General features: G+C 70.6%; 17 protein-coding genes. 9 read left to right on the forward strand and 8 right to left on the reverse strand.

Annotated features, from left to right (window positions below):
* Positions 1 to 12 precede the first annotated feature (12 nt).
* The 7 genes from OHT01_RS05905 to OHT01_RS05935 form a co-directional block, all read right to left on the reverse strand.
* Positions 13 to 1,038, reverse strand: a complete 1,026-nt coding sequence (locus OHT01_RS05905) for a LacI family DNA-binding transcriptional regulator (RefSeq protein ID WP_328552050.1) — start codon at positions 1,036 to 1,038, stop codon at positions 13 to 15.
* Positions 1,039 to 1,114: 76 nt separating this feature from the next.
* Entirely contained in the window at positions 1,115 to 2,539 is a 1,425-nt protein-coding gene (locus OHT01_RS05910) for a BNR repeat-containing protein (RefSeq protein ID WP_328552051.1), read from the reverse strand.
* Between the two features lie 128 nt (positions 2,540 to 2,667).
* Entirely contained in the window at positions 2,668 to 2,988 is a 321-nt protein-coding gene (locus OHT01_RS05915; protein ID WP_328552052.1) for an L-rhamnose mutarotase, read from the reverse strand.
* Between the two features lie 97 nt (positions 2,989 to 3,085).
* Positions 3,086 to 4,171: a rhamnose ABC transporter substrate-binding protein gene (rhaS, locus tag OHT01_RS05920; protein WP_328552053.1), complete on the reverse strand. Its 1,086-nt coding sequence runs from the start codon at positions 4,169 to 4,171 to the stop codon at positions 3,086 to 3,088.
* 37 nt (positions 4,172 to 4,208) lie between these two features.
* On the reverse strand, positions 4,209 to 5,201 hold the full coding sequence (locus OHT01_RS05925; protein WP_328552054.1) for an ABC transporter permease: 993 nt from the start codon (positions 5,199 to 5,201) through the stop codon (positions 4,209 to 4,211).
* Positions 5,194 to 6,234 carry an ABC transporter permease gene (locus OHT01_RS05930; protein WP_328552055.1) on the reverse strand — a complete coding sequence of 347 codons (1,041 nt, stop codon included), beginning with the start codon at positions 6,232 to 6,234 and terminating at the stop codon, positions 5,194 to 5,196. Before OHT01_RS05930 ends, OHT01_RS05925 begins: the two co-directional genes overlap by 8 nt.
* Positions 6,235 to 6,289: 55 nt before the next feature.
* Positions 6,290 to 7,807 (reverse strand): sugar ABC transporter ATP-binding protein, encoded by a 1,518-nt coding sequence (locus OHT01_RS05935; protein WP_328552056.1) that lies wholly within the window; start codon positions 7,805 to 7,807, stop codon positions 6,290 to 6,292.
* A 414-nt stretch (positions 7,808 to 8,221) separates the two neighbouring features.
* Between OHT01_RS05935 and rhaI the strand changes: the two genes are divergently transcribed.
* The 7 genes from rhaI to OHT01_RS05970 all read left to right on the forward strand — a co-directional run bounded on the left by rhaI (position 8,222) and on the right by OHT01_RS05970 (position 17,691).
* Positions 8,222 to 9,382 carry an L-rhamnose isomerase gene (gene rhaI / locus OHT01_RS05940; protein WP_328552057.1) on the forward strand — a complete coding sequence of 387 codons (1,161 nt, stop codon included), beginning with the start codon at positions 8,222 to 8,224 and terminating at the stop codon, positions 9,380 to 9,382.
* A gap of 465 nt (positions 9,383 to 9,847) precedes the next feature.
* Positions 9,848 to 11,887 (forward strand): bifunctional aldolase/short-chain dehydrogenase, encoded by a 2,040-nt coding sequence (locus tag OHT01_RS05945; RefSeq protein WP_328552058.1) that lies wholly within the window; start codon positions 9,848 to 9,850, stop codon positions 11,885 to 11,887.
* 5 nt (positions 11,888 to 11,892) lie between these two features.
* Entirely contained in the window at positions 11,893 to 13,353 is a 1,461-nt protein-coding gene (locus OHT01_RS05950; RefSeq protein ID WP_328552059.1) for a rhamnulokinase, read from the forward strand.
* Between the two features lie 247 nt (positions 13,354 to 13,600).
* A complete protein-coding gene (locus OHT01_RS05955; RefSeq protein WP_328552060.1) occupies positions 13,601 to 14,428 on the forward strand; it encodes a (Fe-S)-binding protein in 828 nt (275 codons plus the stop codon).
* A complete protein-coding gene (locus tag OHT01_RS05960; RefSeq protein ID WP_328552061.1) occupies positions 14,425 to 15,903 on the forward strand; it encodes a LutB/LldF family L-lactate oxidation iron-sulfur protein in 1,479 nt (492 codons plus the stop codon). The genes OHT01_RS05955 and OHT01_RS05960 overlap by 4 nt, the downstream gene beginning before the upstream one ends.
* Complete coding sequence (locus tag OHT01_RS05965) at positions 15,900 to 16,580, forward strand: LutC/YkgG family protein (RefSeq protein ID WP_328552062.1); 681 nt, start codon at positions 15,900 to 15,902, stop codon at positions 16,578 to 16,580. The genes OHT01_RS05960 and OHT01_RS05965 overlap by 4 nt, the downstream gene beginning before the upstream one ends.
* 301 nt (positions 16,581 to 16,881) lie before the next feature.
* Positions 16,882 to 17,691 carry a COG4705 family protein gene (locus OHT01_RS05970; protein WP_328552063.1) on the forward strand — a complete coding sequence of 270 codons (810 nt, stop codon included), beginning with the start codon at positions 16,882 to 16,884 and terminating at the stop codon, positions 17,689 to 17,691.
* 219 nt (positions 17,692 to 17,910) lie between these two features.
* Here OHT01_RS05970 and OHT01_RS05975 read toward each other — a convergent pair whose 3' ends face one another.
* Positions 17,911 to 18,591 (reverse strand): TetR/AcrR family transcriptional regulator, encoded by a 681-nt coding sequence (locus OHT01_RS05975; protein WP_328552064.1) that lies wholly within the window; start codon positions 18,589 to 18,591, stop codon positions 17,911 to 17,913.
* 313 nt (positions 18,592 to 18,904) lie between these two features.
* Between OHT01_RS05975 and OHT01_RS05980 the strand changes: the two genes are divergently transcribed.
* Together OHT01_RS05980 and OHT01_RS05985 are read left to right on the forward strand one after the other, a co-directional pair.
* Complete coding sequence (locus OHT01_RS05980; RefSeq protein ID WP_328552065.1) at positions 18,905 to 20,479, forward strand: acyl-CoA carboxylase subunit beta; 1,575 nt, start codon at positions 18,905 to 18,907, stop codon at positions 20,477 to 20,479.
* Positions 20,480 to 20,499: 20 nt separating this feature from the next.
* Positions 20,500 to 20,739 (forward strand): acyl-CoA carboxylase subunit epsilon, encoded by a 240-nt coding sequence (locus OHT01_RS05985; RefSeq protein ID WP_328552066.1) that lies wholly within the window; start codon positions 20,500 to 20,502, stop codon positions 20,737 to 20,739.
* Positions 20,740 to 20,784 lie beyond the last annotated feature (45 nt).

Raw genomic sequence — 20,784 nt, forward strand, 5'->3', positions numbered from 1 at the left:
CTGAACCACTGGTCAGCGCGCCGCGAGGCTGGAGTGGCGCACCACCAGCTCCGGCTGGAGCACGACCCGCCGGTGCTCGTGCGGTGTGGGAGCGGTCTCCGCGTCGATCTCCTCCAGCAGCAGCTCCGCGGCGAGGGCGCCCATGGTCACCGCAGGCTGACGCACGGAGGTGAGCGGGACGGCCGCGGCGGCGGCGAACTCGATGTCGTCGTAGCCGACGATCGCGAGGTCGTCGGGTACGCCGACACCGGCCGCGTACATGGCCTGCAGGACGCCGAGCGCGAGCAGGTCGTTGGCGCAGAAGACGGCGGTGGGCCGCTCGGCGAGGCCGAGGAGCCGGGCGCCGGCGTCCCGCCCGGCGGCCACGTCGAGTCGCTCGGTCGGCAGCTCGCGCAGATTGGCCGGGCCGAGCCCCGCCTCGGCGAGGGCGTTCAGCGCGCCCGTTCGGCGGTCCCTCACCTGGCTGAGGCCGGGAGGTCCGCTGACGTACGCGATCGAGCGGTGTCCCGCGTCCACGAGATGCCGGACGGCCAGCGCGCCGCCCGCCACGTCGTCGACCGACACCGAGCACTCGGTGGTGCCGACGGCGACCCGGTCGACCAGCACGAAGGGGATGCCGTTGCGGCGGAACGCGTCGATGTTGCGGCCGCTCGCGTCGGTGGGGGTCAGCAGCACTCCGCGCACCCGCTGCTCGGCGAAGAGCGACAGGTAGTCGGACTCCTCGCTCGGGGACTGGGCGCTGTTGCAGACCATCACCCCGAGTCCGGCGTCGCGTGCCGCGCGCTCGGCCCCGCGCGCGACGTCCACGAAGAACGGGTTGCCCATGTCGAGGACGAGAAGCCCCATGATCCGGCTGCGCCCGGCCCGCAGTTGGCGTGCCGACTCGCTGCGTACATAGCCGAGCCGGTCGATGGCGGACAAAACGCGTGCCCGCGTCTCGGAGGCCACCGAGTCCGGCCGGTTGATCACGTTCGAGACCGTGCCGACGGAGACTCCGGCGGCACGGGCGACGTCCTTGATACCCACCGACTGGGCCATCAGGCGGGAACCTCCAGGAGAGCGAGAAGCGGCAGGCAGGCCCTCACATTACCCGCGAACGGGCCGAATTCAGTGGTCATGAGGGCAGCCGGAAATCGATGACGTGCAGCGCCGAGGGCGTGGTCCCACTGGACTTCTCCTGGTACATCACGGACAGCGTTCCGTCCTGCGGGACGCGTGTCTCGTCGATCACGACCTCGCCGAACGCGTTCAGGCCGCTGCCGTCGAACAGGAGCTTCCAGTCGGTGTGTCCGGAGGACTTCGAGGCACCGGCGATCCGCCCGAACGGCATGATCGCGTAGGCGTTGTCGTACCGGTCCAGGACCAGCCTGGTGCGCTGGCTGGAGTTCAGGGCGAGCGGGATCTCGGTCTTGGTCCAGCCGCCCGAGGAGTTCTTGCGCAGATGGAAGGCCCGGCCGTTGGCCGTGCGGTCCGTGACGTAGTTCGTGGTGCACTGGCCGAAGCGTCCGGGCACATAGCTGATGATCGCGTGCGGCAGACCGGCCGAGTCGGTGGCCTGGCTCTCCTGGTTCATCAGGGAGTGGTCGGGGTCGAGGGCGTCGACGACGAGTCCGGCGTCGGTGACGGCGACGGTGCCGGAGGTCCCGGTGGTGCCGACGACGGTGCCGGCGTCGTTGCGCCAACTGCGGCCCCGGTCGGTGGAGTAGACGTAACCGGTGTCGTGGTTGGTGATCCCGCCGGCGTTGCACATCACGGCTGCGTTCTGCTCGCGCCAGGTGAAGAAGGAGTGCAGCCGGCCGTTCACGTCGTAGTCGATCCCGTGCAGATACATGTTGCGTGCCGTGCTCGACCCGTGCGCGCTGGTGTAGGTCCCCGTGGAGGCGGACCACTCGCCGAGCGCGGTCCAGGACGAACCGTCGTACTCGGCGAGGGCGTTGCGCCCGTTCCCGGAGACGCCGACCCGGTAGCTGAGCTGGAGGCCGCCGGACGGGGTCGCGACGAACTGCGGATAGGTGAACTGCGTGGTGAGCGCGAGGCCGTCCAGTGAGGTCTGGACGGCTCCGAGGACGGCGGAGGTCCAGGCCGTCGACGCGGCGTTGTCGAGCAGCCCGGCCACCGACTTGACGTAGAAGAAGCCGTCGCTGTGCGAGTCCATGTTCAGGTGCAGTCTGCCGTCGGTCCGGGAGACGCCCATGGAGATGACGTTGTGGGAGTCGTCGCTCTTGAGCTTGTGGCCCAGCGTGATCTTGGACCAGGTGGTGGCGCCGAGCGCGCGGCGGGCGACGACCGCGCTGCGGTCGGCGGTGTACCAGGCCGCGTACTGGTAGCCGTTGTAGGTCAGCAGGCCGTTCTTCTGGAACGAGTTGTTGTTGACCAGACCGTCATAGGAGACGAAGTAGACGGCCTGGGAGTCGAGCTGGGTGGTGCCCGACTGGGTGACGGAGGGGCCGGGAGCGGCCGCTCGCGCCGTCTGGGCGGTGAGGGCGGGGCCTGCCACGGCGCCCAGCAGGGCCGTCGTCAGTACGGTGCGTCGTCTCATGTACGGGCTCCTCGATCGGACTGCGGACGGATGGTCGGGACGGGCTTGTTCGGGCCGGTTGTTCAAGGGGGTTGTCCGGGCCGACTGTTCAAGAGGGTTGTTCGAGCGGGATGTTGGACAGTCCGTGTTCAGGCGAGGTGGAACACCTCGGTGAGCGGTTTCATGGCCTCGTCGGGTCTGGCGCCGTCCAGTGAGGTGAAGAACGGCGCCATCTCCGTCTGCCAGCGGGCATTGACGTCGGTGGCTTCCATGGCGGCCCGCGCGGCCGCGAAGTCCTCGGTCTCCAGGTAGCCGACCAGCAGGCCGTCCTCGCGCAGGAACAGCGAGTAGTTGTGCCAGCCGGTGGCCGAGAGAGCGTCGAGCATCTCCGGCCACACGGCGGCGTGCCGCTCGCGGTACTCGTCGAGGCGGTCCGCACGGACCTTCAGCAGAAAGCACACACGTCGCATCAATGACCCTCCAGGGCCTGGGAGTCGGACCGGCGAGGCGGTCGGGACGTCGGATCGTGAAGACATCGGACCGCCGGGCCGTCGGACCGCCGGACCGTCAGAAGTTGAACTGGTCGATGTTCTTGGCGTCGAAGACGGTCGGCTTGCCCAGGTTGATCACGCCGTCCTTGCCGATGGTGAAGGAGCCCATGTCGCCGGCCTTGAAGGTCTCGCCCTCCTTGCCGGTGATCTGTCCCGAGGACAGCGCCACGGCCGTACGGGCGGCCAGCTCGCCGAGCTTCGCCGGGTCCCACAGCTCGAAGCCCTCGACGGTGCCGTTCTTGACGTACTTGCGCATGTCGTTGGGGGTGCCGAGGCCGGTCAGCTTGACCTTGCCCTTGTACTTGGAACCGGACAGGTACTGCGCGGCCGCCTTGATGCCGACGGTGGTCGGGGAGATGATCCCGGCGAGCTTCGGGTATTCCTGGAGCAGGCCCTGGGTCTGCTGGAAGGACTGCTGCGCCTCGTCGTTGCCGTAGGCGACCTTGACCAGCTTGACGTCCTTGTACTTGGGGTCCTTCAGCTCCTCCTTCATGAAGTCGATCCAGGTGTTCTGGTTGGTCGCGGTCTGCCCGGCGGACAGGATCGCGATCTGGCCCTTGTAGTTGATCTGCTTGGCGAGCAGCTGCACCTCGGTGCGGCCCAGGTCCTCGGCGCTGGCCTGCGAGACGAAGGCGTTGCGGCAGTCGGCCTTGGTGTCGGAGTCGTAGGTGACGACCTTGATCTTGTTCGTCATGGCCTGCTTGAGCGCGGTGCACAGGGCGCCCGGGTCCTGCGCGGAGACCGCCATCGCGTCGACCTGCTGCTGGGTGAGCGTGTTGACGTAACTCACCTGGCCGCTCGTGTCGGTGGCGCTGCTGGTGCCGACCTCCTTGTACTTCGAGCCCAGTTCGGTCAGGGCCTTCTCGCCGCCCTTGTCGGAGGAGGTGAAGTAGGGGTTGTTGACCGCCTTGGGCAGGAAGCCGACGGTCAGCCCCTTCTTGGTGGCCGCGTTCGGGTCGGCCTTGGCGCCGGCGGCGGCGTTGGAGCCGCCGGAGTCCTTGACGTCGTTCTTGGTGGTGCCGCCGCAGGCGGTGACGGCCAGGGCGAGGGAGGTGACGGCGGCGAGCGCCGCACAGGTACGGCGGATCGAAGACTTGCGCATGGCAGACGGTTCCTTTACGAGGGTGAGCGGAACGGGGTTACGAGATCGGAGTCGAGGCGGCACGGCGGCCCGCCCTCGCTACGGAGATCTGGCGCCCGACCCGGGGGCCGAGCACGGAGACGACGAGCAGAACGCCGGTCACGACGATCTGCGACTGCGCGGAGACGTTGAGGAGGCTCATCACGTTCTGCAGGGCGCCGAGCAGGAAGACTCCCGCTATCGCGCCGCCGAGCGTGCCCTTGCCGCCGTCGAAGTCGATACCGCCGAGCAGGACCGCGGCCACGACGGAGAGTTCGAGCCCGGTGGCGTTGTCGTAGCGGGCACTGGCGTAGTGCAGGGCCCAGAACACGCCGGTCAGGGAGGCCATGAAGCCGGTCGCGACGAACAGGAGCAGCTTGTGCCGCTTGACCCTGACGCCGGCGAACCGCGCGGCTTCCTCGTTGGCGCCGATCGCGAACGCGGAGCGCCCGAAGGGGGTGGCGTGCAGCACGACCACGGCGACGGCGAGCAGCACCAGGAAGAGCGGCAGTGCCTGCGGGACGAAGGTGTCCCCGATCCGACCGGCCGCGAAGTCCTGGTACTGGGTGGGGAAGTCGGTGACCGCGTCGGAGCCGAGCACGATCTGCGCGATGCCCCGGTAGGCGGCGAGCGTGCCGATGGTGACGGCGAGGGACGGCAGTCCGAGCCGGGTCACCAGCAGGCCGTTGACGAGCCCGCACACCACACCGAGCACCAGGCACAGCGGGATGATCGTCTCGATCGCCATGCCCTGGTTCCACAGGGCACCCATCACCGAGCCGGAGAGCCCGGCCGTGGAGGCGACGGAGAGGTCGATCTCGCCGGCCACCACGAGCAGCGTCATGGGCAGGGCGATCAGCGCGATCGGCAGGGTGTTGCCGATCAGGAACGACAGGTTGAGGGCGTTTCCGAAGCCGTCGACGAAGGAGAAGGAGAAGAGCAGCAGGACGATGAGCAGGGCGCCGACGACCGTGTCCCAGCGGACGGCGCGCGCGAGAGCGGAGTCAGCCATGGCGGGCGTTCCTCTTCTTCAGGGCGGCGGCCACGCGCAGGGCGACGATCCGGTCGACCGCGATGGCGAGGATGAGCAGGACGCCGTTGATGGCGAGCACCCAGACGGAGCTGACGCCGAGGGCGGGCAGGACGCTGTTGATGGAGGTGAGCAGCAGGGCGCCGAGCGCGGCTCCGTAGACGCTGCCGGAGCCGCCGGTGAACACGACGCCGCCGACCACGACCGCGCTGACGACGGTGAGTTCGTAACCGGTGCCGGTGCCGGAGTCGACGTTGCCGAACCGGGCGAGGTAGAGGGCTCCGGCGAGACCGGCGAGACCGCCGCAGACGACGTAGGCGGTCAGGATGCGGTTGCGGACCGGGATGCCGGCCAGCCGCGCTGCCTCCGGGTTGGAGCCGAGCGCGTACAGCTCGCGGCCGCTGCCGAAGTGCTTGAGGTAGTACGCGGCGACCACCAGGACGGCCAGGGCGATCAGCGCGAGATACGGGACCGCCGAGATGCCGCCGGAGCCGAAGTCGACGAATCCGCCGGGGAGATCGGCCGCCGTGATCTGACGGGAGCCGACCCAGATGGAGTCGATGCCGCGGATGATGTAGAGGGTGCCCAGGGTGACGACGAGCGCGGGTACCTGGCCGAGGCTGACGAGCGTGCCGTTGACCAGTCCGCAGCCGATGCCGAGCAGCACCGCGAGGACGACCGCGACGACGGGATTGCCGCCGCCCTGCAGATAGGTGCCCGCCGCGAAGGCGCTGACGCCGAGCGTCGAGCCGACCGACAGGTCGACGTTGCGGGTGATGACGACGAGGGACTGGCCGGTGGCGACCAGCACGAGGATGGTCGCGTTCAGCAGCAGGTCCTTGATGCCCTGCTCGGACAGGAACTCGCTGTTGCCCATCTGGGTGATGGCGATCATCACCAGGAAGACCGCCAGGATGGCGAGTTCGCGCATCTTGAAGACACGGTCCACCAGCCGGGTGCCGCTCGACCTGGGCACCTCGGTGGCGGGGGCGGGGGTGGGCGCGGTCACCGTCATACGGCGGCCCTCCGGGGGATGGTCGGGGTCATTCGGGCAGCCCTCTCGATGGCTGTCATGCGGCGGCCCTCCCGGTGGCGGCGGCCATCACGGATTCCTCGGTGGCTTCGGAACGTGGGATCTCGGCGGTGAGCCGGCCCTCGTGCATCACGAGCACGCGGTCGGCCATGCCGAGGATCTCGGGCAGATCGGAGGAGATCATCAGGACGGCGACCCCGTCGGCGGCCAACTCGCTGAGCAGCCGGTGCACTTCGGCCTTGGTGCCGACGTCGATGCCGCGGGTGGGCTCGTCGACGATCAGCACCTTGGGGCCGGTGGCGAGCCATTTGGCGAGGACGACCTTCTGCTGGTTGCCGCCGGAGAGCGTGGAGACGGTGTCGGCGATCCGGGCGTACTTCACCTGGAGCTTGACCGCCCAGTCGAGGGAGCGGCTGCGCTCGGCCCCGCGGTCCATCAGACCCGCCCTGACCGTCGTACGCAGCCCGGTCAGGCCGATGTTGCGCTCGATGGACATGTCCATCACCAGGCCCTGGGCGCGGCGGTCCTCGGGGACGAGGGCCAGCCCGGCGGCCATGGCGGCGGAGGGTGCGCCGTTCGTCAGCGCGTGGCCGTCGACCTCCACCTCTCCGGCGTCCCAGCGGTCCACGCCGAACACCGATCGGGCGACCTCCGTGCGCCCGGCGCCGACGAGCCCGGCGAGTCCGACGATCTCGCCGCGCCGGACGTCGAAGGAGACATCGGTGAAGACGCCCTCGCGGGTCAAGCGGCGCACGCTCAGGGCGACTTCGCCCGCCTCGACGTCCTGCTTGGGGTAGAGCTCGTCCAGGTCGCGGCCGACCATCCGGCGTACCAGGTCGTCCTCGGTCATACCCTCAAGCGGCTCACTGGATATCAGGGCGCCGTCGCGCAGGGTCGTGACGCTCCCGCAGATCTGGAAGATCTCCTCCAGCCGGTGCGAGATGAACAGCACCGCCGAGCCCTGCTCGCGCAGGGTGCGGACCACACCGAACAGGCGGGCCACCTCGCTGCCGGTGAGGGCCGCGGTCGGCTCGTCCATGATCAGGACACGGGCGTCGAAGGAGAGCGCCTTGGCGATCTCGACGATCTGCTGGTCGGCGATGGACAGACCGCGCGCCGGGCGTTCGGGGTCGAGTTCGACGCCGAGGCGCTTCATCAGGGCGGCGGTCGCCGCGTGGGTCGCCTTGTGGTCGATGCGGCCGAGCGCCCGCCGGGGCTGGCGGCCCATGAAGATGTTCTCGGCGATCGAGAGGTCGGGGAAGAGCGTGGGTTCCTGGTAGATCACCGCGATGCCCGCGTCCCGGGCGTCGGCGGGGCCGTGGAAGACGGTGGGTTCGCCGTCCAGCAGCACCTGGCCGGCGTCCGGTCGGTGCACGCCGGCGAGCGTCTTGATGAGGGTCGACTTGCCCGCGCCGTTCTCTCCGGCGAGCGCGTGCACCTCGCCGGGGAACAGTTCCAGGGACACGTCCCGCAGGGCGCGTACGGCACCGAAGGACTTCGAAAGGTCCTTGAGCGCCAGCACCGGGGTCGGTCCCGTGTCGGACGGGTGGGTCATGAGGGGCTCCCTGACGACGCCGGCGGGACGGCCCCCACGGCGTCGTGAAAGGTTTCAATTGGGTTGCCGGGACGTTAGGCATGTCACCCAGGTCACGTCAATGGGTTCGCGTCGAAATTCTCAGACAGCCGTGTGTCACAACAGGGTCACGGCGAACGGTCACCGCCGAAGGGGTTGACAGCCCCCCGAGGGGCTCATAGCTTCACCTTCTGAATCGTTTCAGACGTTGCGTTCAGGAAGCCGTGCGAGCAGGACGCCGGGAAGCCCTTCGGGGACCACTCCGAAAGGCCCCGCGAGGAGCCTTCCGGGAAACCCGCCGGCGCTTCCACCGGGCCCGCCCCGCACGACCGTCGCCGAGCGGTTCACGAAGCAGTCGAACAAGCCGTTGCCATTCGAAGTCGTAGGAGTCCCGAAGTGACCGAGTTCGCCGCGGTGAAGGCCGCGCTCAAGACCCAGGCCGTCGAGACGCCGTCGTGGGCGTACGGGAACTCGGGAACGCGTTTCAAGGTGTTCGCGCAACCGGGCGTGCCCCGGACCCCGCAGGAGAAGCTCGACGACGCGGCCAAGGTGCACGAGTTCACCGGCGCGGCCCCGACCGTCGCGCTGCACATCCCCTGGGACAAGGTCGACGACTACGCGGCGCTGGCGAAGCACGCCGAGGAGCGCGGCCTGAAGCTGGGCGCGATCAACTCCAACACCTTCCAGGACGACGACTACCGGCTGGGCTCCGTCTGCCACCCGGACGCGGCGGTGCGCCGCAAGGCCGTCGGCCACCTGCTCGAATGCGTCGACATCATGGACGCGACGGGTTCGAAGGACCTGAAGCTGTGGTTCGCCGACGGGACGAACTATCCCGGCCAGGACGACCTGCGCGACCGCCAGGACCGGCTGGCCGAGGCGCTGGCCCAGGTGTACGCGCGGCTCGGCGACGACCAGCGGATGCTGCTGGAGTACAAGTTCTTCGAGCCCGCCTTCTACGCGACGGACGTCCCCGACTGGGGCACGGCCTACGCGCACTGCCTCAAGCTCGGCCCCAAGGCGCAGGTCGTGGTCGACACCGGCCACCACGCCCCCGGCACCAACATCGAGTTCATCGTCGCCACGCTGCTGCGCGAGAACAAGCTCGGCGCCTTCGACTTCAACTCCCGCTTCTACGCCGACGACGACCTGATGGTGGGCGCGGCCGACCCCTTCCAGCTCTTCCGGATCATGTACGAGGTGATCCGCGGCGGCGGCTTCACCCCGGACGTCGCCTTCATGCTGGACCAGTGCCACAACATCGAGGCGAAGATCCCCGCGATCATCCGCTCGGTGATGAACGTGCAGGAGGCCACGGCCAAGGCTCTCCTCGTCGACGGCGCCGCTCTGGCCGAGGCACAGCGGAGCGGGGACGTCCTCGCCGCCAACGCGGTGGTCATGGACGCGTACAACACGGACGTACGGCCGCTGCTCGCCGAGGTCCGTGCGGAGCTGGGGCTCGACCCCGATCCGGTGGCCGCGTACCGCCGGTCCGGATGGGCGGAGCGGATCGCCGCGGAGCGGGTCGGGGGCACCCAGGCGGGCTGGGGGGCCTAGGGCGTGTTTCGAAAGTCCCGTCTGGCTCGCGACGCCTGGCACGGCCCCTCGCCGCGTTGTCGGGATCGCCCGAGTACGCCCAGTACGCGGACGACCCTCCGCCTTGCGATGCACCGCACCAGACGCCGCGAGCCCCGCCCTCCGGGCGGACGACGCTACTTTCGAAACACGCCCTAGGGCCTGTCCGGCCCCGGCCTCTCACCGGCGCCCGCTCTCTCCCCAGGGGCCGGGGCGCCGACTCCAGCGCCGCCCACCGGCCCACGGGCGCGGGACCTGAAGGTCGACGCCCCGCCCTGTCCGTCACGCGGGCCGGGGTCCAGCCCCGTACCGCGTCTGCCCCGCGAGGCCCGTCGCGGGCCGCGGGTCGTCCTGGGCTGATCGCGCAGTTCCCCGCGCCCCTGAAGGGCGCTCCTCCTCGGGTTCGTCCGCAGTGCACCCACTCACTCTCCCTAAGGACCTGGAAACATGGCACCCCATCCCGAAGCCGCCGCTCTGCTGGCCCGGTCGCGCCGGCTCGGCGCCGATCCACGCAACACCAACTACGCGGGCGGCAACACCTCCGCGAAAGGCACCGACACCGACCCCGTGACCGGCGGTGACGTGGAGCTGATGTGGGTGAAGGGGTCCGGTGGCGACCTCGGCACCCTCACCGAGGCCGGACTCGCGGTGCTGCGCCTCGACCGGCTCCGGGCGATGGCCGAGGTGTACCCGGGCGTCGAGCGCGAGGACGAGATGGTCGCCGCGTTCGACTACTGCCTGCACGGCAAGGGCGGTGCCGCGCCGTCCATCGACACGGCGATGCACGGGCTGGTCGACGCGCCGCACGTCGACCATCTGCATCCCGACTCGGGGATCGCGCTCGCCTGCGCGGCCGACGGGGAGAAGCTGACCGCCGAGTGCTTCGGGGACAGCGTGGTGTGGGTTCCGTGGCGCCGGCCCGGTTTCCAGCTCGGTCTGGACATCGCGGCGGTCAAGGAGGCCAACCCGGGGGCCATCGGCTGCGTCCTCGGCGGCCACGGCATCACCGCGTGGGGCGCGAGCGCCGAGGAGTGCGAGCGCAACTCCCTGCACATGATCCGCACCGCCGAGGCCTTCCTCGCCGAGCGGGGGAAGGCGGAACCCTTCGGACCCGTCGTCGAGGGCTACGCGGCGCTCGCCCCGGAGGACCGCCGTGAGCGGGCAGCCACGCTCGCGCCGCACATCCGGGCCATCGCCTCCCAGGACCGCCCGCAGGTCGGCCACTTCACCGACTCCGAGGAGGTGCTGGACTTCCTGGCCCGCGCCGAGCACCCGCGGCTCGCGGCGCTCGGCACCTCGTGCCCGGACCACTTCCTGCGCACCAAGGTCAGGCCCCTCGTCCTCGACCTGCCGCCGGCCGCCTCCCTCGACGAAGCCGTCGCGCGGCTCGCGGAGCTGCACGCCGAGTACCGCGTGGAGTACGCGGCCTACTACGAGCGGCACGCGCTGCCCGACTCCCCCGCGATGCGCGGCGCGGACCCGGCGATCGTGCTGGTCCCCGGGGTCGGCATGTTCTCCTTCGGCAAGGACAAGCAGACGGCGCGGGTGGCGGGCGAGTTCTACGTCAACGCGATCAACGTGATGCGCGGGGCCGAGGCCGTCTCGGCGTACGCGCCGATCGAGGAGTCGGAGAAGTTCCGCATCGAGTACTGGGCCCTTGAGGAGGCCAAGCTCCGGCGGATGCCGAAGCCCAAGCCGCTCGCCACCCGGGTCGCCCTGGTGACGGGCGCGGGCAGCGGGATCGGCAGGGCCATCGCCGAGCGCCTGGTGGCCGAAGGCGCGTGTGTCGTGGTCGCGGACCTGAACGCCGAGGGCGCCGAGCGGGTCGCCGCCGAACTGGGCGGCCCCGACAAGGCCGTCGCCGTCGGCGTGGACGTCACCTCCGAGGAACAGATCGCCGGGGCGTTCAAGACGGCGGTGCTGGCCTTCGGCGGTGTCGACCTGGTGGTCAACAACGCGGGCATCTCGATCTCCAAGCCGCTCCTGGAGACCACCGCCAAGGACTGGGACCTCCAGCACGACATCATGGCCCGCGGCTCCTTCCTCGTCTCGCGCGAGGCGGCCCGGGTGATGATCGCGCAGAAGCTGGGCGGGGACATCGTCTACATCGCCTCCAAGAACGCGGTCTTCGCCGGTCCCAACAACATCGCCTACTCCGCCACCAAGGCCGACCAGGCGCACCAAGTACGGCTCCTGGCAGCCGAGTTGGGCGCACACGGCATCCGGGTCAACGGCGTCAACCCCGACGGGGTGGTCCGCGGCTCGGGCATCTTCGCGGGCGGCTGGGGCGCGCAGCGGGCGGCGACGTACGGCATCGAGGAGGAGAAGCTCGGCGAGTTCTACGCCCAGCGGACCATCCTCAAGCGGGAGGTGCTCCCCGAGCATGTCGCGGGTGCCGTCTTCGCACTGACGGGCGGGGACCTCACGCACACCACGGGGCTGCACATCCCGGTCGACGCCGGCGTCGCCGCCGCGTTCCTGCGATGACGTCCATGAACGCCCCGCACTCCCGTGCCACGCACGCCTTCGCCGCGGTCGACCTCGGCGCGTCCAGCGGGCGGGTCATGGTCGGCCGCGTCGGCCCGGACACGCTCGACCTGGCCGAGGCGCACCGCTTCCCGAACCGGCCGGTCCGGGTCCCCGAGGGGCTGCGCTGGGACATCCTGGCGCTGTACGCGGGTGTCCTCGACGGGCTCCGGGCGGCCGGGCGGGTCGACTCCGTCGGCATCGACAGCTGGGCGGTGGACTACGGCCTACTGGACGCGGACGGCGCGCTGCTCGGCAATCCGGTCCACTACCGCGACGCCCGCACCGAGGGCGTCGCGGAGAAGGTGTGGGCGAGCGTGCCCGCCGCCGAACTGTACGCGGCGACGGGGTTGCAGTACGCGCCCTTCAACACGCTCTACCAGTTGGCGGCCGCCCGCGGCTCCGCACAACTCGCCTCCGCCGAGCGTCTGTTGCTCATTCCGGACCTGCTGTCCTACTGGCTCACGGGCGAGGCGGGGACCGAGCTCACCAACGCCTCCACCACCCAGCTCATCGATCCGAGGACCCGCGACTGGTCGTACGGTCTCGCGGAGCGCCTCGGTGTCGACCTCGGGCTGTTCGCGCCGCTGCGCCGTCCCGGCGACCGGGCCGGGACCCTGCTGCCCCGGGTGCTGGAGGAGACCGGGCTGACCGGCCCGGTGCCGGTGACGACGGTCGGTTCGCACGACACCGCCTCGGCGGTGGCCGCGGTTCCCGCGACCGGGGAGCGGTTCGCCTACATCTGCACCGGCACCTGGTCGCTGGCCGGGCTGGAGCTGGACGCTCCGGTCCTCACCGAGGCGAGCCGGGCCGCCAACTTCACCAACGAGCTGGGCCTGGACGGCACGGTCCGCTACCTGCGGAACATCATGGGCCTGTGGCTGCTCCAGGAGTGCGTACGGGAGTGGGGCGAGACCGATCTGGGTGAACTCCTCGCGGCCGCCGCCGGGGTGGCGCCGCTGCGGTCCGTCGTGGACGCGGGCGACGCGGTGTTCCTCGCGCCGGGCCGGATGCCGTCGCGGATCGCGGAGGCCTGCCGGAACTCGGGGCAGCCGGTTCCCGAGTCCCGCGCCGAGATCACCCGCTGCATCCTCGACTCCCTCGCGCTCGCGCACCGCCGGGCGATCGAGCGGGCACGGTCCCTGGCGGACCATCCGGTCGACGTCGTGCACATCGTCGGCGGCGGCACCCGCAACGAGCTGCTGTGCCAACTCACCGCCGACGCCTGCGGACTGCCGGTCGTGGCGGGTCCGGCGGAGGCCGCCGCGCTCGGCAACGTCCTCGTCCAGGCGCGGGCGCACGGGCTGGTGGGCGACCGCGCCGAGATGCGGGCGCTGGTGGCAAGGACCCAGCCGCTCCGCCGCTACGAGCCGCTGGGCGACACGGCCGCGTGGCGCGCGGCCGAGGCGCGGCTGGGCACGCCGTGAGAAGCGCGGCATGAAGCCCACAACGCGAAGACCACACCGCGGAGCGCACATCGTGCAACACGCATCGTGCGACACACGCGGTGGAGCGCGCACCGTGGAGCGGGCGCCGTGGAACGGGCACCGTGACGTGGCCGTTGCGCAGCGCGCCGTGCGGCGCGCCGCACGGACGGCGGGCGCGCGCTGCCCTCCGGCCGCGTGCCCGCCCCGTACCCTGCCCCCATCCGACGACCGAGACCGAGGAGCCGCGATGCGTGTCGCCCTGTTCCTGACCTGTGTCAACGACACGCTGTATCCGGACACCGGCCGCGCCGTCGTGAAACTGCTGACCAGACTGGGGGTCGACGTCGATTTCCCGATGGGGCAGACCTGTTGCGGGCAGGCGCACTACAACACCGGGTACCGCCATGAGGCCGAGCCGCTCGCCCGGCACTTCTCCGATGTCTTCGGGGAGTACGAGGCGATCGTGACGCCGTCCGGATCGTGCGGGGCGATGGTGCGGGAGCTGTATCCGCGGATGGGTGAACGGGCCCGCGCGGAGGGGCGCGGCGACACCCTGGCCAGGACGCTGGCGCCGGTCGTGCCGAAGACGTACGAGCTCACCGAGTTCCTCGTCGACGTGCTCGGGGTGACGGACGTCGGGGCGTACTACCCGCACACGGTCACCTATCACCCCACCTGTCACGGCCTGCGGAGCCTGGGGCTCGGCGACCGGCCGCGCCGACTGCTCCAGGCGGTCAGGGGACTTGAGCTGCGGGAACTGCCCGGAGCCGACGAGTGCTGCGGCTTCGGCGGCACGTTCGCCGTCAAGAACCCGGATGTCTCCGCGGCGATGGGCGCCGACAAGGTGCGCAACGCCGAGTCGACGGGCGCCGAGGTGCTGTGCGCCGCGGACAACTCGTGTCTGATGCACATCGGCGGCACGATGGGCCGCCTGAGGACGGAGATGCGTCCCGTGCACATCGCGGAGATCCTGGCGAGCACGGAGGCGGGCGTGGACGCGGGAACGGCAGCCGGCCCGGAATCACGCGCAAAGGTGAGCACGGACACGGGCGCGGAAGAGGAGCCGAGCGCATGAGCGGAACGTTCGTCGGTATGCCGGCCTTCCCGAAGGCCGCCCACGAGGCCGTCAACAACGCCACCCTGCGCGGCAATCTGCGCCACGCCACGCACACCATCCGCACCAAGCGCGCCAAGGCCGTCGCGGAGCTCTCCGACTGGGCCGAGCTGCGCGAGGCGGGCAAGCGCATCAAGGACCACACACTCCGTCATCTCGACCGCTATCTGACGCAGTTGGAGGAGTCGGTGACCGCGGCCGGTGGCGTCGTGCACTGGGCCGCCGACGCCGAGGAGGCCAACCGGATCGTCACGGCCCTGGTGAAGATGACCGGTGAGAGCGAGGTCGTCAAGGTCAAGTCGATGGCCACCCAGGAGATCGGCCTCAACGAGGCCCTGGAGGCCGCGGGCATCCACGCGTACGAGACCGATCTCGCCGAACTCATCGTGCAGTTGGGCAAGGACCGGCCGTCGCACATCCTCGTCCCGGCGATCCACCGCAACCGCGGCGAGATCCGGGACATCTTCGTCCGCGAGATGGGCGAGTGGGGCCGCCCGGCGCCCGAGGGACTCACCGACACGCCCGCCGAACTGGCCGAAGCGGCGCGGCTGCACCTGCGCGAGAAGTTCCTGCGCGCCAAGGTCGGCATCTCCGGCGCCAACTTCATGGTCGCCGAGACCGGCACCCTCGTGGTCGTCGAGTCCGAGGGCAACGGCCGGATGTGCCTGACGCTCCCCGAGACGCTGATCTCCGTCGTCGGCATCGAGAAGATCGTGCCGAGCTGGCGGGACCTGGAGGTGTTCCTGCAGACCCTGCCCCGCTCCTCGACCGCCGAGCGCATGAACCCGTACACCTCGATGTGGACGGGCACCACGGACGGGGACGGTCCCCAGACCTTCCATCTGGTCCTGCTGGACAACGGCCGCACCGACACGCTCGCCGACGAGGTCGGCCGCCAGGCGCTGCGCTGCATCCGCTGCTCGGCCTGTCTCAACGTCTGCCCGGTCTACGAGCGGGCGGGCGGCCATGCCTACGGCTCGGTCTACCCGGGCCCGATCGGCGCGATCCTCAGTCCGCAACTGCGGGGCACCGCGAGCGAGATCGACGCCTCGCTGCCGTACGCCTCCTCGTTGTGCGGCGCCTGCTACGAGGTCTGCCCGGTCGCCATCGACATCCCGGAGGTCCTCGTCCATCTGCGGGAGCGGATCGCGGAGGGCGGCCGGGTCACGAAGGACGGCAACACGGTGGTGCTGAAGCCGGCCAAGGGGCACGCGGCCGAGCGGGCGGCGATGCGGGCGGCGCGATGGGCGTTCAGCCATCCCGGTGCGATGGGCGCCGGGCAGCGGCTCGCGTCCCGGACCCGCCGCTTCCACCCGCGGACCCTGCCGGGCCCCGGCCGGGCGTGGAGCGCGACCCGTGAACTGCCCGCGGTTCCGGCTGAGTCGTTCCGCGAGTGGTGGCAGCGTACGCGGGGCGGAAAGGACACGACGAAGTGAGCAGCAGGGATCTGATCCTGGGTCGGGTGCGCCGGGCCCTCGCGGACGTCCCCCGGGACGGCGCTCCCCCAGCGCCCGAACGGCCCGGGAAGGACTCCCCGTACGAGGAGGCCGTCGCCCGGAGCTATCTGCGCGAGCACGGCTCCCGGAGCGTCGCGGAGACGGTGGATCTGCTCGCGGAGAACCTGGCGGACTACCGGGCGATCGTGCACCGCAGCACCGAAGAGGAGCTGCCGTACGTCATCATGCGGCTGCTCGCCGAACGCGGGGCCCAGTACGTGCTCGTGCCGCCGCGGCTGCCGCCGGAGTGGATGTCGGCGGCGGATCCCACCCAGGTCCACGACCGTGCCGTGAGCACGCCCCATGAGCTCGACAGGGTGGCGAGCGTGGTGACCGGCTGCGCCGTCGCCGTCGCCGAGACCGGCACGATCGTCCTGGACGGCTCGCCCGACCAGGGCCGCCGCCGGATCACCCTGATCCCGGACCACCACATCTGCGTCGTCCGGGTCCCCGACCAGGTGGTGGCCTCCGTACCGCAGGCCCTGGAACGCCTCGATCCGGCGCGCCCGCTGACCTGGATCTCCGGCCCCTCGGCCACCAGCGACATCGAGCTGGACCGGGTGGAGGGGGTGCACGGTCCGCGCACCCTGGAGGTGGTGCTGGTGAGCGGGGAGTGACGGGCGCGAAGGGGGATCGATCGGCGGAGGGGTTGCCGGAACCGGTCCCGGGGGTCAGGCTCGACCCGCGACGGACGGTGCCGGCACCGGCGCCGCACCGCACCGCACCGCACCCAGTGCACGCGGACCGCTCGACCCCCCTTCGTATCACCGGGATCATGGCCCCGACCAGGCATTCCGGCGGGCCGTTCAGGTTGCGTTCAGGCTCGTCGCGGCTCCCGGCAAGTCCTGCTCCAGAAGCGTCCAAGCGATGGCAAAGACCTCTGTGGCAGCACCGGTCGGGCGTGTCATGGTGCGGACCATGAGCACCGAGCACCTCACCCGTCACTCTCGAAGCGCCCCGCCTGCCGCCGTCCTGGCGAGCAAGGTCCCGGAAGTCACGTTGTACTTCTGGATCATCAAGGTGCTGACCACCGGAATGGGAGAGACGGCCTCCGACTACCTGGCCCACCTGTTCGGGCCCGTGCCCGCCGTGGGGCTCGGCGGGGTGGCTCTCGTGGCCTCGCTGGCGCTCCAGTTCGCCGTGCGCCGCTATGTGGCCTGGATCTACTGGACCGCGATCGTCATGGTCAGCGTGTTCGGCACGATGGCCGCGGACGTGCTCCATGTCGGTCTCGGTGTTCCGTACGTGATCTCCACGCCGCTCTTCCTGGTCGCGCTGTGCGCCGTGTTCGCCGTCTGGTACGCCAGTGAGCGCACGCTCTCCATCCACAGCATCCGCACCCGCCGCCGCGAGGCCTTCTACTGGGCCACCGTGCTCGCCACCTTCGCCCTCGGCACGGCGGCCGGGGACCTCTCCGCCACCGTCGGCCTCGGCTACCTGGGCTCGGCCGTCCTGTACGCCGTCGCCATCGCGGTCCCGGCCGTCGCCCACAAGTGGGGTTCCCTGAACGCCGTCGCCGCGTTCTGGACCGCGTACGTCATCACGCGCCCGCTCGGCGCGTCGGTCGCCGACTGGATGGCGCTCGGCCACGCGCGCGGCGGTCTCGGGTTCGGCCTCGGCCCGGTCACGGCTTCCTGGACCGTCGCCATCGTCGGCTTCGTCGGGTACCTCGCCCTGTCCCGGCGGGACGTCCAGAACGACTCGCCCGGGACGGTGGAGCCCGTCTGACCGAAGGCGCGGGGCTCGCTCCGCGCCTCCGTCGCCGCCCGAGCCCGGTCGGCGTTCCGCGGAGAACCCCTCCGCGGAACGCCGGCCGGGCTCACCGGCATGACCGGATGCCCCGGTCCGTACGCTCTCCCGCACGGCTTCGGCCCCAGCCGGGCAGGTCCGGTGAGGCCGCGTCCTCGTACGCGCCGGCTCGGCGTGTCCCCGGCCGCGGGGCGGCCCTCAGTGCTCGGACCCGCCCTCGACTAGCCGCCTCAGCGAGGGAAGCAGGGCGTCGATGTCCTGACCGGTCCGGAAGGCGACGACCGTGGTACCGGCTCCGGTCACCGGCGAGTCGGACGCCGGGAAGAGCGCGAGCACGTCACGCATCGCCTCGTCCACCTCGCCGACCGGATCCGTGGTCTCCCCGCGGAGCCAGCGGCGCAGCACATGGTTGTGGGCCGCGACCACCGCGGCCGACATGAGTTCGGCTCTGAGTGACGCCGACTGGGCCGAGTCGCCCATCCAGTCCGCGATGAACTCACGGAACAGTCGCTGGTAGCGCGCCACACTGGCGATCTCGCGGTCGCGGAGCGCGGACACCTTGCTGGTGAGCGCGTACCGACGGCGCGCGAGGTCGCCTTCGTCGAGGTAGTGCAGCAGAACCAGGCGGACCGCGTCGGAGACGGCGACCAGGGCGGTGCGATGACTCGAGGTCGCCAGCCTGTCCCTGATCAGGTCGAGGAGCCGGTCGTGGTCGGGGAAGATCACGTCTTCCTTGGACCGGTAGTGCCGGAAGAACGTCGTGCGTCCCAGTCCGGCGCGTTCGGCGATGTCGTCGACGGTCGTCTGCTCGTATCCGCGCTCGTCGAAGAGCGCGAAGGCGGAGTCAGCGAGTCGGGACCGCGCGGATGGCTTGCTCATGATCGCCCATCTTTCCCCGTCTCGGCCTTCGGAGGCCACTTGCCTTCCTGAATGGTACTGCGTACCGTCGAGGTGAGATCGAGTACCGAGGAGGTTCGGTGTGAGTTCCGTGGCCCGTGCCGAGCGACCCGCCAGTACAGCCGCCCTACGACGGCTCGGCACCGAAGGGGCGGCACCGGCGACGTCCTGCCGCCTATGCGTGAAGCACTGAAACTGCGCGCCACGGGAGGCGAGGTCTCCCACGCCCTGCGCGACGTCTGGGGTACCTACGTCCCCCGCGAAACCTTCTGACGAACGGGACACAGCACGCGTCATGAACGACATCGACATCCACACGACCGCGGGCAAGCTCGCGGATCTGCAGCGCCGTATCCAGGAGGCGACGCACGCCGGCTCGGAGCGCGCCGTCGAAAAGCAGCACGCCAAGGGCAAGCTGACGGCTCGTGAGCGCATCGAGCTGCTGATGGACGAGGGCTCCTTCGTCGAGTTCGACGAGTTCGCGCGGCACCGCTCGACCGACTTCGGCCTGGAGAACAACCGCCCCTACGGCGACGGCGTGGTCACCGGCTACGGCACCGTCGACGGCCGCCCCATCGCCGTGTTCTCCCAGGACTTCACCGTGTTCGGCGGCGCCCTCGGCGAGGTCTTCGGCCAGAAGATCATGAAGGCGATGGACTTCGCGCTCAAGACCGGCTGCCCGGTCATCGGCATCAACGACTCCGGCGGCGCCCGCATCCAGGAAGGCGTCAGCGCGCTCGGCATGTACGGCGAGATCTTCCGCCGCAACACCCACGCCTCCGGCGTCATCCCGCAGATCAGCCTGGTCGTCGGCCCCTGCGCGGGCGGCGCCGTCTACTCCCCGGCCATCACCGACTTCACGGTCATGGTCGACCAGACCTCACACATGTTCATCACCGGCCCCGACGTCATCAAGACCGTCACCGGCGAGGACGTCGGCTTCGAGGAACTGGGCGGCGCCCGCACCCACAACGCCGTCTCCGGCGTCGCCCACCACATGGCCGGCGACGAAAAAGACGCCATCGAGTACGTCAAACAGCTCCTCTCCTACCTGCCGTCCAACAACCTCAGCGAACCCCCGGTGTTCACGGAGGAGGCGGACCTCGCCCTCACCGACGAGGACCGCGAACTGGACACCATCGTGCCGGACAGCGCGAACCAGCCCTACGACATGCACACCGTCATCGAACACGTCCTGGACGACGCCGAGTTCTTCGAGACCCAGGCCCTGTTCGCACCCAACATCCTCACCGGCTTCGGCCGCGTCGAGGGCCACCCGGTCGGCATCGTCGCCAACCAGCCGATGCAGTTCGCCGGCTGCCTCGACATCGACGCCAGCGAGAAGGCCGCCCGCTTCGTCCGCACCTGCGACGCCTTCAACGTGCCCGTCCTGACCTTCGTCGACGTCCCCGGCTTCCTCCCCGGCGTCGACCAGGAACACACCGGCATCATCCGCCGCGGCGCCAAACTCATCTACGCCTACGCCGAGGCCACCGTCCCCCTGATCACCATCATCACCCGCAAGGCCTTCGGCGGCGCCTACGACGTCATGGGCTCCAAACACCTGGGCGCCGACCTCAACCTCGCCTGGCCCACCGCCCAGATCGCCGTCATGGGCGCCCAGGGCGCCGTCAACATCCTGCACCGCCGCACCATCGCCGCCGCCGAGGACCAGGACGCCACCCGCGCCCGCCTCATCCAGGAATACGAGGACACCCTCCTCAACCCCTACACCGCGGCCGAACGCGGCTACATCGACGGCGTCATCATGCCCTCCCAGACCCGCGCCCACGTCGTCCGCGGCCTGCGCCAACTCCGCACCAAACGAGCATCACTGCCCCCGAAGAAGCACGGAAACATCCCGCTGTGACGCCGACGACGAGGTCAGCCGTGGACCGCGCCCCCGCCACGGCGGCCGCACCCGGAGCGAACCCGCGCCTGGAGATCACGCGCGGCGCTCCCTCGCCCGAGGAACTGGCCGCGCTCGTCGCGGCCCTCTCGGTCCTCCGCCCGGCGACCGCCGCCCCCGCCGCCCAACGCGCCGACGGCTGGTCCGCACCGGAGCGTGGACTGCGCGCCCCGCATTTCCCCGGGCCCGACGGCTGGCGGGCCTCGGCGCGTCATCGCTGACCCTCCGAACGGAGACACCATGAACACCCCGCATCAGCCGATGCG

It is taken from the genome of Streptomyces sp. NBC_00358, assembly GCF_036099295.1.
In the GTDB taxonomy this organism is placed as follows: domain Bacteria; phylum Actinomycetota; class Actinomycetes; order Streptomycetales; family Streptomycetaceae; genus Streptomyces.